This is a genomic window from Corynebacterium pseudogenitalium (assembly GCF_024453815.1).
GTDB classification, from domain to species: domain Bacteria; phylum Actinomycetota; class Actinomycetes; order Mycobacteriales; family Mycobacteriaceae; genus Corynebacterium; species Corynebacterium pseudogenitalium.
This window is the reverse complement of the sequence record NZ_CP072934.1, coordinates 2,045,012-2,057,597: the sequence shown is the minus strand read 5'-3', so window position 1 is coordinate 2,057,597 and position 12,586 is coordinate 2,045,012. Positions and strand designations below refer to the sequence as shown.

At 56.5% G+C, this 12,586-nt stretch carries 4 protein-coding genes; all 4 read left to right on the top strand.

Translation table 11 applies throughout. The annotated features are described in order from the left end of the window. Positions 1-239: 239 nt before the first annotated feature. The 4 genes from KBP54_RS09765 (at position 240) to KBP54_RS09750 (ending at position 12,521) form a co-directional block, all read left to right on the top strand. Positions 240-665: a helix-turn-helix domain-containing protein gene (locus KBP54_RS09765; RefSeq protein WP_256005595.1), complete on the top strand. Its 426-nt coding sequence runs from the start codon at positions 240-242 to the stop codon at positions 663-665. 5 nt (positions 666-670) lie between these two features. Further along, entirely contained in the window at positions 671-1,126 is a 456-nt protein-coding gene (locus tag KBP54_RS09760) for a hypothetical protein (RefSeq protein ID WP_256005593.1), read from the top strand. A gap of 657 nt (positions 1,127-1,783) precedes the next feature. Beyond that, the gene (locus KBP54_RS09755) at positions 1,784-6,760 is read left to right on the top strand and encodes a Rib/alpha-like domain-containing protein (protein WP_256005592.1); all 4,977 of its coding nucleotides are present in this window, start codon (positions 1,784-1,786) and stop codon (positions 6,758-6,760) included. 430 nt (positions 6,761-7,190) lie between these two features. Then, positions 7,191-12,521, top strand: coding sequence for a Rib/alpha-like domain-containing protein (locus tag KBP54_RS09750; protein ID WP_256005590.1), 5,331 nt, complete (start codon positions 7,191-7,193; stop codon positions 12,519-12,521). Positions 12,522-12,586: the final 65 nt, after the last annotated feature.

Here is a 12,586-nt window from a genome sequence, read left to right as displayed (position 1 = left end):
AGGGGAAACCACGGAACCGAGTCATTGTGGGTGGTGGTGGCACGAAAGATCAGATGCGACGAGGTCGGCAGACAAAGGATATTGCCAGAGCCATGGTTTCGGTTACTCGATTCGCGGCTGATGAAAAGAGCCAAGTCAGACCACCCGACCCCACAATGTATGCAGACTAGGCTAGCTGGATATAACGTCAGTAAGTTAAGCTATATATTGACTTTGTTGAGATGGAGGTGAAATTCAAGATGAACAGCATTCTTGATCAGTTGTATGAACAAGATAAAGCTGGCATTGACCAGCAGGAGGTGTTCATTGAGCTTATCCACAGTATGCGGACTTTGCGTAAGGAACGTGGATTATCGCAAGAGCAAGTCGGCGAGCGAATGGGCGGATTGTCCAAGGCGAGGGTGAGCCAAATTGAATCCATCAATCCCGTATCCAACCTGCAGCTTCAAACCTTGGCGGACTACGCGGAGGCGATTGATGGTTTCGTAAGTATCGTCGTTTTTAAGCGTGATTCATATCCGACTATCACGGAGGAGCGTGCACGGCGAGCGCAGTATGACACTCGAGAAGCCACTTACGATGTCGAATTGGTGAGTGAAGATATCGATCTGGCTCGAGAGTTTGAAGAATATGTCACGTCGGATTTCCAACCGATACACAGGTGATTCAAGTGGTCGACAATGTTTACGAACTGTCCAACAGGTTCTTTAGCCACTCAACATTTAGCACTCCCGCAGTGGCAGTGGTTCCAACGCCGAACGGCCCCAATCCTCATGGAAAGGCCCCGTTGAGTCTCGGCGCACAGCTTCCGACTCTTAATGAGGCAAACGCTCAAGATGTGGTGAAGGTTCGGTTGAACCTTGCTTTAAACGAGCCGGCGAAGGTGTATTACACCGTTCAGGCTGAAGGTGTGTGGGATAAGCGGGAGGATAGCCCTCAATTCGACTTGGACACATGGGAAACGTTTGTCTGCGATATCGCTCTTCCGCAGCTCTTTGCCGTCTGTAAATATGAACAGGTGGCCTTGACTCGGAGCCGCAAACTGATTCATGCTCGCTTTTCGCTCGAGACTGAACGTCGCTTTATCGGTGATATGAGGCAGCGTCTGCGTACTGAAAACTCCTGATGTGGCTCTCGAGCTAGTCCCTTTATGGATCGGCACGCTTGAGGCGAAAGCACCGAAGTTTCCGTCGGTCTACCTCGGCTTCTGTGTGGAAAACTCACAGTAGACCGCCTTATATCAACTATTAGAACGCCCCTATTAGGGGGCGTTTCGCGCTTCTTGGAGATTTCTCGCCACCCCTTTGGCTGATCTTTGTCTGGAAAAACTCAGGGAGGAACTCGTTTCGGCAATTACCGGATAAGACACTGAACTAAAGGTCTGATGCAAATATCGTGAGCGCTACGTTTGTGTTTCGTTCGATGTGTTTGGGTTTTATTCCCGCTGAAGCTCAAGGAATGTTCGACGGTAATCCGCTTGGCTGCTGTCGAAAGTCAAAAGAAATAGGGCCGTTATCAATCCATTCTTAAAATGATTTAACCAAAAGAAAAGTAACCGGCCGGAGATGGGGCTTCAGTTTGAGTCGATGCAGGCTGCCGTGGATTCCGGCCGAATAGGCGCTGAATGCGGGCGGAATTGTGCAAGTTTCTTGCGAAAAAGGATTCCCGGAACGGTGCACTCCTGTCGATATTGTTTAGTTTCGGGAAAGGTCTGTGCACCTTATTGACGGGCACGGACACAACTTTCTGGACATTCAGATCTTCGGGAAGAAGGAAGAAACATATGCGAAAGAGCATCACGGCACGTCGCGGCACTTCGATTGCCGCCGCGGCGTTGTCCTTTGCACTGGTGGCCCCGCTGGCTCAACCTGTTGCGTTTGCACAAGACAACCCGCCGGCTTCTGCTGCTCCTGCCTCAAGCGCTGACAAGGGCGCCCAGCAAGGCGAGGGTAAGAACAAGCAGGTGCCAAACGCCATCTTTACTAAGGGTGGCTGGCGTGATTTCTATGGCTATCACGGCTGGGCGTACATCAATAAGGATGGCCGCCACGATGACTTGTCTTCGAACAATGAGCCGCTCAAGGGCAATGTCATCTACCTGCAGTACGTGACCAAGAACGGTGAGGTCTCGCCGACGTTCTATACCACGACCGATTCCGAGGGTCGCTTCTCCTTCGACCTGTCTGAAAACGTGACCAACGAGGTCGACGCGCCGCCGTTCTGGCTGGCCGCCGGTGGCGTTCGCGTCCGCGTGTGGGGCGAGAACCCGGATCCAAGCAAGTACTCGGTGGTTGCCGCGGGTGACTTCAACTCGGGTCGTTACACCTCGATTACGGACCGTGTGCAGGAATCTTGGAACTTTACTGCAGGCCCTGCTGGTTCCCGTATTACCAACGGCCGTTTTGTGCTGGAAGAGAAGCCGAACCACGTTGGTTGGTTGGCTAAGCCGGAGAAGGATTGGACCCGAGCCCTCGATGGCGAGACTGGTGAGCCGACGGTTGATGGTCAGTTCCCGTACTACGGAGACTTTGGCGCGATCAAGAGCATTGCCCACCCGAACGAGTCCATGGTGTGGTGGGAGACTGGTGAGTCTGCCGGTACCTTGCCGGGTTACTACAAGTACCAGCCGAGCCGCGGCGATCGCGCCGCTGGCGGAATCGAGATTGTCGCGTCGTACCTCAACGACGAAGTCGCGCGTCAGATTGACGCCTGGAAGAACGAGAACCCGAACTACACCGTTGAGCAGGAGCGTGCGAACCAGGAACGCATCATCAAGGCGTACCAGGATGAGCACGGCGAAGGCTCCCACATTGCAGAGACCGTGGTTGCCCCGTCTAAGGACGACGGCACGATTTACTTGCCGTTCAAGGGCACACTGGGCTACTCGCGCGACAAGGCCAACTTCGGTGTGAACAATGTGGTCAGCGACGAAGACTGGGGCAAGGTCGCAGAGGACTATCAGAACCAGTGGGTCAACGTGTTTACCGGCGCTTCGTTGTACGACGTGCGCCATATCAACACTGACTACATGTACATCTACCCGAACATTGAGGGCCGCGACGTGAAGAACTCTGCGTTCGTCGCCAACATGTTCATGAACTACGGCGACCAGGGCACCGTTATTGCTGGCGCGAACATGAACGGTCTGCAGTTCCCGTTGATGACTGCACAGCCGATCTTCGATATTCCGGAGTACAACTCCTACGACAACAAGGGTCGTCCGGGCTCCAAGGTGACCACGAAGACGTCCGGCCTGCTGCCGAACACGGAGTACGCAATCCGTTGGTACGCAACCACCCCGGACGGCACCCAGACCGAGATCAAGGATGCGCTATGCAAGATCAAGAGCGACGACAAGGGTGCGCTCAAGTCTTGTGATTTCCAGGCTCCTGAAGACCTGAGGAAGACCACCGTCTACACCGCTGCGCTGGTTTCTGTTGACCCGGCTTCCGGTGAGCCGTCTGATCGTTGGGAGATTGCAGACTCCTTCACCGCTGTTGTTCCTGAGCCGCTGCCGTTGGGGTCGGTGGGAACCGATTTCCCGGATAACGATGTCACGCCGCTGTTCAAGGATCTGCCGGACAACATGAAGGAGGGCACGGAACCAGTGTTCTCCGCCAAGGATCTGCCAGCGGATCTTGAGATCGACCCGAAGACCGGCAAGATCACCGGCAAGCCGACCACCCCGGGCACCACCGAGGTCATCGTGACTCGCGAGGTCGAGGTCATGGTGGAGCAGGAAGTGCCGGTGCTTGACGACGACGGCAACCCGGTCTACAAGAACCCGGACGAAGAAGATCCGGAAAAGCGCGTTGAGAAGACCGAGAAGAAGCCCGTCGCGCAGAAGCGTAAGGAGCAGGTAGTCACCAAGATCACGGTGACGGACACCAAGCTGTCCGACGGTGTTGTCGGTGAGCCGTACGAGCAGGAAGTGAAGCCGGAAGGCTTTGACAAACTGCCGCAAGGCTTCGAGCTGAAGAAGGACTCCATCAAGGTTGAGGGCCTTCCGGAGGGGCTGGAGCCCAAGAACGGCAAGATCATCGGTACGCCGAAGAAGACAGTTGACGCTTCTGAGGAAAAGCCGAACGTCACCGTCACCTACACGTTGGTGGACCAGGACGGCAACGAGACCGAGCACACCGACGTTGTGCCGCTGAAGGTAACCGACCAGGCTGGCAAGTACGACCCGGAGGGTAAGGACCAGGAGGTTGCGAAGAACTCCGAGCCGAAGGCTGAGGATTCGATCGCGAACAAGGATGAGCTTCCGGAGGGCACCAAGTACGCCTGGAAGGATGCGCCGAAGACCGACACTTCTGGTGATAAGAAGGCTGTCGTTGTTGTGACCTACCCGGATGGCACCACCGATGAGGTGCCGGTGACGGTGAAGGTTGCCAAGGATCAGGCTGAGCAGTTCGACCCGCAGGGCAAGGACCAGGAGGTTGCGAAGAACTCCGAGCCGAAGGCTGAGGACTCGATCGCGAACAAGGACGAGCTTCCGGAGGGCACCAAGTACACCTGGAAGGATGCGCCGAAGACCGACACTTCTGGTGATAAGAAGGCTGTGGTCGTTGTGACCTACCCGGATGGCACCACCGATGAGGTGCCGGTGACGGTGAAGGTCGCTAAGGATCAAGCCGAGCAGTTCGACCCGCAAGGTAAGGACCAGACGGTTGAAACCGGCAAGAAGCCGGAACCGAAAGACAACGTCAAGGATGCGGACAAGCTGCCGAAGGGCACGACGTTCAAGTACAAGGAAGATCCGGACACCTCTACCGCTGGTGACAAGCCGGTCACCGTCATCGTGACCTACCCGGATGGTTCCACCGACGAGGTTGAGGCCAAGGTCGTTGTTCAGGATAAGGTCACGCAGGCTGACCAACATGATCCGCAGGGCCAGGACCAGACGGTTGAAACCGGCAAGAGGCCGGAACCGAAAGACAACGTCAAGGACGCGGACAAGCTGCCGAAGGGCACGACGTTCAAGTACAAGGAAGATCCGGACACCTCTACCGCTGGTGATAAGCCGGTCACGGTTATCGTGACCTACCCGGATGGTTCCACCGACGAGGTGCAGGCCACCGTGAAGGTGGAGGATCCGAAGAAGGAGGAGCCGAAGCCGCAGCAGCCGAAGAAGTCGGACGCCGACACCTACGAGCCGCAAGTCCAGGACAAGACCGTCGCGCCGAATGAGGTCCCTGAGGCAAAGGATCACGTCACCAACATCGACGAGCTGCCGGAGGGCACGACCTTCGAGTACGAAAAGACACCGGACACCTCCACTGAGGGTGACAAGCCGGTGACCATCGTCGCCACTTACCCGGATGGCACCACCGACAAGGTCAACGCTAACGTCAAGGTGCAGAAGAACGCGACCGACGCCGACAAGAACGACCCGCAGGGCCAAGACCAGAAGGTCAAGACCGGCGGCACCCCGGACGCGAAGGGCAACATCAAGGACGCGGACAGCCTGCCAAAGGGCACGTCGTTTAAGTACAAGGAGAACCCGGACACCTCGAAGCCGGGCGTCTACGACGTCACTGTTGTTGTGACCTACCCGGACGGCTCTACCGACGAGGTGCAGACGACCATCACTGTCGGCACCGACGCTGAGCGTTTCGTGCCGGAGTACGACAAGGTCACGGGCGTTCCGGTTGATGGTGAGAAGAACACCAACGACCCGTTCGGTACCAAGGCTCCGGTGAAGAGTGCTGAGGTGAAGAAGCCTGAGGGTGCTGAGAAGTGGGCGTTCACCCCGCAGGAAAACGGCGTGCTCACAGCGAAGGCGCCGTCGATGAAGGATGTTTCTGACGAGTTCAAGGCGAAGCTGCCGGAACTCAAGAGCTCTGACGTCGAGAAGCGTTGGGATAAGTTCTTCGAGACGTTCAAACCGTTCGCCCGCCCGGCTGTCGAGGTTGACTTCACCTACGAAGACGACTCGACGAACAGCGCGACCGCCAACTTCGACCTGATCGGCAAGGACGGCAAGTCGCTGCTGGATCCGGAAGGTGACTTCGATGGCGACGGCGTCACGAATGAAGCTGAGGTCAAGGCTGGCTCCGACCCTGCGAACGACGGCGAGAAGCCAGACACCACCGCGCCGACGGTAAACCCGATTACGGCCGGTGACACGAAGATCTCCGGTAAGGGCGACCGCCCGAACGAGACAATCATCGTCACCTTGCCCAACGGCAAGGAACTTGAGACCACGACCGACGCGAACGGCAACTGGTCCGTGAACCTGCCAAAGGGCGTCGAGCTCAAGCAGGGTGACAAGATCAACGTGAGGGACGGCCACGGCAACAAGGCGGAGACCGTCACGGTTGCTGGCAAGGTCAACGCTGGTGCCTGTGCAGCATCCGCTGTGGGCTTCGGTCTGCCGCTGATCGCGCTGCTGCCGCTGGGTCTGGCTTCCCAGATTCAGATCCCGGTTCTGAGTGACCTCGCTGGTCAGGTAGAGGCGCAGTTGCAAGCTGCGAACACCCGCATCCAGCAGCAGGCTGGCATCTTCAACCCGGAGATGGCACGCCAGGCTGAGCGTATTAACGCGCAGCTGCGCACCGTCGGTGCGGACCTCGGCATGGTTGTCGCAGGCATCGCGCTGATCGCTGCTGGTGTCCTGGCAGGCACGTTCATTTACGACGCCTGCAAGCCCGGCGGCCCAAGCTCCTCTGTGAAGGACCTGGAGCTGAAGGGGTCGTCCGGTAAGACGACGAAGCTGTCGTCGGAGTCCACCACGAAGGATGGCAAGCTGACAAAGTAGGAAGTTGCCGCGCGACCCGCTTACACCCCCGAGTAGGGGGCCAGGTTGCGTGAAGCAAGCCTGAAGGTCTGTTAAGAAAAGCTATAGCTGTGGCCCGTTATCGAATGTGTAACGGGCCACAGCTTATTTATTTTATGAATTGGGCTATTTGGGGAAGAGGTACGCCACATATGTAATTTTGGGCTAGAAACCAGGTGTGATGACGTTTCGGGGGGGGGGGGTATGTATTTAGATGTACAAAAATGTACTAACTGACTCAAAAATGGGCTATATGAAGGCCGAAAATCGACGTTTGTAAGTCTATGGCCTGCAAAATTAGAAAACAACTGTACGTAATCTGTGGCCTGTATGGATTGATACAATTTACGACGAGTGGCTTTTGGTCGGACAGCTGGAAGTCAATCTGTTTGCATCTATGGAAGGAATTTCTATGCGAAACTCATATAAGGCGCGTCGAGGCACCTCGATTGCCGCGGCCGCATTGTCGTTTGCGTTGGTTGCACCGGCAGTTCAGACAGCTGTAGTACCGCAGACTGGTCCGGCTGCGCATGCTGAAACGTCGGGAACTGTTGTAGCCACCCCGCCGACAGACCCAACAAAGTTGATTGAAGCGGACGGCATCGCGAATGGATACGTCACGAACAGAACTGGAATGACGAACGCTTTCGCAACCCTGTCTGGTCTTATTGGCCTCAAAGAGGTGACTGCATCGTCTTCTTTGAAGGGGACCATGGGTATCAACGACGCCACGATTTACATGCAGTTCAAGGACCGTGATGGCACGATTTCCCCGATCTTTACCACGAAGTCGCACCAGCTTGGTGACACGTCAGGTAACTATGTCTTTGATCTTCGTGCTCGGGATGGGGAGGGCAATGTACTTTCCCACCCGGATAGTGAAGTCCCAGGCGGTGAGTACTCGTTCGTCGATGTGAACGGTAAGCCACACCTCTTCCGCGCGCTTAGGGGTCAGGAGTACCGCATTTGGGTTGACTCCCCTCTGAAGAACGAGGAAACCGGTAATGATCTGGCCTATGTGCGCCAGGCTGGTGGCGGTGTCCCAGGCGCGTGGGCGTCTGTAGTACAGGGCTCCGCGAACGGTGCGTTCTACCTCGAGGGTAACAATATGCAACGAACCGGCATCTTCTTGGAAGAGCGTGCTCCGAGCGCTGAGGAGAACTCCTACATGATGAGCCCGAACTTCTCCATGGATGAGGAGGGCTGGCACAAGCCTGAAGGAACGGAGGCACCACGTTATTCCTACTACGGCCGTGTTTGGCGCGATGCACAAGGTGGTCCTGACCGTGACGAGACTGGTCCGCTTTACGAGTGGAAGGGCGATCAGCCGATGGAGGGGGCTAAGGTCTACGCCTCTGTTCTTTCCGACGAGGGTATTGCGGAATACGAGCGACTTGCCATTGGTGACAAGCCGTACCGTGAGCAGGCTGCCGCAACCAAGAGCATGATCGAAAACATGCGTGCGAACGGCAAGGAGCCAATCCTGAAGACCGTTGGTGCTGAAACCGATGCGGAAGGCCGTTACACCATCCGTATGGGTGACGATGTCGGCGACCGCATGAATAAGTACACCTACCTTTGGGCTGAGAAGGACGGCAAGGTCCTGAACTCCTTCAGTGGCTTCCCCACGCCGGTCTTCCAGAAGGTAAACGGTAACTCGGGTGAGAACCCGAACTGGGGTGGCGCAGTTGGTATTCCGAGCTACGCCGGAAACCGTTGGTACAACATCAACTTCGCTGATGTTCAGGCCGACATCACGACCTTGGATATCGTAAATTATGATTCCTACCTCAACCCGGCAGATCTTCCAGAAGGCATCAACAACCTAGAGCCTGCGAAGATCAAGCTGACAGGTGAGCTGCCGTTCTCTGGTGACAACAAGATCGTTTGGCACGGTCCGGACGGCAAGCAGATCGGTGAAGATTGCCCAGTCAACACCCTGGCAGATGCTAAGAACTGTGACCTGGCTCCCACAGACTTTGCGGAACCCGGCACGTACGTAGCACAGCTGGTCAACGCTTACGGCGTCGTGATTGCTCAGGACTCTTTCATTGCTGTTGACAAGGTTCGCCAGAACGGTGAATTTGAGCCGCAGTACAAGGATGCTGAGGCGAAGGTGGGAGAGACCACGACAGTGGCAGCTCCGCAGGACAAGGATGGTAAGGATCTTCCTGAGGGTACTTCGTTCAAGCAGGTCACTCAGGTGACCGATCCGAATGGCAAGCAGATCGATACACCTGACTGGGTCACTGTTGCGCCGGACGGAAAGATTGAGGTCACGCCACCTGAAGACGCAGAGGTCGGCGAGTACACCATTCCAGTCTTAGTGACGTATCCGGATGGGTCTCGTGAGACGATTACCGCAAAGGTTACGGTCAAGAAACCGGAGGCTCCTGCTCCGAAGAATCCGGATTGGGATGATGCTTCGACTACGCCGGGTAAGGATGTGACTGTCCCGAAGAAGGATGGTTCCGGTGATGTTCCTGAGGGCGCTACGGTTGAGACCGAGGGTCCGGGTACTGCTGAGATCGAGCCGGACGGTGGTATCAAGGTCACTCCGTCTAAGGATGCGAAGCCGGGTGACAAGATCACTGTTGTTGTCAAGGACAAGGACGGCAAGGTGATTGACACCATTAAGGTCGAGATCAAGGAGGAGGCTCCTGCTCCGAAGAATCCGGATTGGGATGATGCTTCGACTACGCCGGGTAAGGATGTGACTGTCCCGAAGAAGGATGGTTCCGGTGATGTTCCTGAGGGCGCTACGGTTGAGACCGAGGGTCCGGGTACTGCTGAGATCGAGCCGGACGGTGGTATCAAGGTCACTCCGTCTAAGGATGCGAAGCCGGGTGACAAGATCACTGTTGTTGTCAAGGACAAGGACGGCAAGGTGATTGACACCATTAAGGTCGAGATCAAGGAGGAGGCTCCTGCTCCGAAGAATCCGGATTGGGATGATGCTTCGACTACGCCGGGTAAGGATGTGACTGTCCCGAAGAAGGATGGTTCCGGTGATGTTCCTGAGGGCGCTACGGTTGAGACCGAGGGTCCGGGTACTGCTGAGATCGAGCCGGACGGTGGTATCAAGGTCACTCCGTCTAAGGATGCGAAGCCGGGTGACAAGATCACTGTTGTTGTCAAGGACAAGGACGGCAAGGTGATTGACACCATTAAGGTCGAGATCAAGGAGGAGGCTCCTGCTCCGAAGAATCCGGATTGGGATGATGCTTCGACTACGCCGGGTAAGGATGTGACTGTCCCGAAGAAGGATGGTTCCGGTGATGTTCCTGAGGGCGCTACGGTTGAGACCGAGGGTCCGGGTACTGCTGAGATCGAGCCGGACGGTGGTATCAAGGTCACTCCGTCTAAGGATGCGAAGCCGGGTGACAAGATCACTGTTGTTGTCAAGGACAAGGACGGCAAGGTGATTGACACCATTAAGGTCGAGATCAAGGAGGAGGCTCCTGCTCCGAAGAATCCGGATTGGGATGATGCTTCGACTACGCCGGGTAAGGATGTGACTGTCCCGAAGAAGGATGGTTCCGGTGATGTTCCTGAGGGCGCTACGGTTGAGACCGAGGGTCCGGGTACTGCTGAGATCGAGCCGGACGGTGGTATCAAGGTCACTCCGTCTAAGGATGCGAAGCCGGGTGACAAGATCACTGTTGTTGTCAAGGACAAGGACGGCAAGGTGATTGACACCATTAAGGTCGAGATCAAGGAGGAGGCTCCTGCTCCGAAGAATCCGGATTGGGATGATGCTTCGACTACGCCGGGTAAGGATGTGACTGTCCCGAAGAAGGATGGTTCCGGTGATGTTCCTGAGGGCGCTACGGTTGAGACCGAGGGTCCGGGTACTGCTGAGATCGAGCCGGACGGTGGTATCAAGGTCACTCCGTCTAAGGATGCGAAGCCGGGTGACAAGATCACTGTTGTTGTCAAGGACAAGGACGGCAAGGTGATTGACACCATTAAGGTCGAGATCAAGGAGGAGGCTCCTGCTCCGAAGAATCCGGATTGGGATGATGCTTCGACTACGCCGGGTAAGGATGTGACTGTCCCGAAGAAGGATGGTTCCGGTGATGTTCCTGAGGGCGCTACGGTTGAGACCGAGGGTCCGGGTACTGCTGAGATCGAGCCGGACGGTGGTATCAAGGTCACTCCGTCTAAGGATGCGAAGCCGGGTGACAAGATCACTGTTGTTGTCAAGGACAAGGACGGCAAGGTGATTGACACCATTAAGGTCGAGATCAAGAACCCGGACGCTACGCCTTCGGCGCCGTCGATTAACACGGACGGTGCTAACTCCACGGTTCCGGCTAACGGTGGCGAGCACACCGTTGGCAAGATCGACAACCCGAAGGGGGATGAGACCGGCAAGCTGGTCGATAAGGACGGCAATGAGATCCCAGGATCGAAGGTCGTCATCGACGAGAAGACTGGCGAGGTCAAGGTTACGGTGCCGGAGGGTACTGACCCGCAGGATGCCAAGGTCATCATCACCGATGGCACTGGGAACCACACGATCGGTGAGATCGATGTCAAGATCGTGAACCCAAACTACGGCGATCCGACCACGGTTGAGGCTGGCAAGACCGAGTCCTCGAACAACCCGTTCGGCAAGGACATCAAGGCACCAGTTGAGGAGGCCACGGGCACGCCGTCCAAGGGCTCTGAAGACTGGGAGTTCGGTCCGAAGGATGGGGACGTCGTCAAGCCTGGTAATGATGGCGTCGTTACGGCGACCGCTCCGAGCTACGACAAGGTCAACGAGAAGATCTCCGAGAAGCTCCCGGAGATCAAGAGCCACGAGGCTGGCAAGCGCTGGGCTGAGTTCGTGAAGGAATTCGAGTCCTTCGCGAAGCCGAAGGTCGAGGTTGAGTTCACGTACAACGGTGGCTCGAAGGACAAGGCGACCGCCGAGTTCGACCTCGTTGGCAAGGATGGCAAGTCCCTGCTGGATCCAGAAGGCGACTTCGATGGCGACGGCAAGACCAACGAGCAGGAGATCAAGGACGGCACGCACCCAGCTGACAGTGATAACACGCCACCAACGATCAACAAGATCGAGCCTGGTGCGAAGGTCATTGAAGGCAAGGGCGACCGTCCGGGTGAGAGCATCACGGTGACGATTCCTGGCAAGGATGGCAAGGTTATCGAGATCCCGACCACGACGGATAAGAACGGCAACTGGAAGGTTGAGGTCCCGGCTGGTGTTGATCTGAAGACCGGCGACACGATCACCGCAACTGATGGTGCTGGTAACAAGACCGAGGCAAAGGTCTCGATTGACACCGGCAAGTGTGTTGCATCCGCTGTTGGCTTCGGTCTGCCGCTGATCGCGTTGCTGCCGCTGGGTCTGGCTTCCCAGATTCAGATCCCGGTTCTCAGCGATGTGGCTGGTCAGGTCGAGGCTCAGCTGAAGACGGTGAACACCCGTATTCAGCAGCAGGCTGGCATCTTCAACCCGGAGATGGCACGTCAGGTTGAGCAGATTAATGCGCAGCTGCGTACCTTCGGTGCGGATCTGGGCATGGTTGCTGCAGGTATCGTGCTGATCGCCGCTGGCATCCTCGTCGGCACGATCATCAACGACAACTGCAACCCGAATGGCCCGAAGTCCTCTGTGAAGGACCTTGAGCTGAAGGGTTCTTCCGGCAAGACGACGAAGCTGTCCTCCAAGGGGGACAAGAACGTATCGACGTCCACTTCGACCGCACCTGAAACCGATACGCCGAAGCCGTAAAGGGATCGTGATGTAGTCTCCTCCCCCATGCAGGGGGCTACATTTCGTAAATCTTGCCTAAAGTC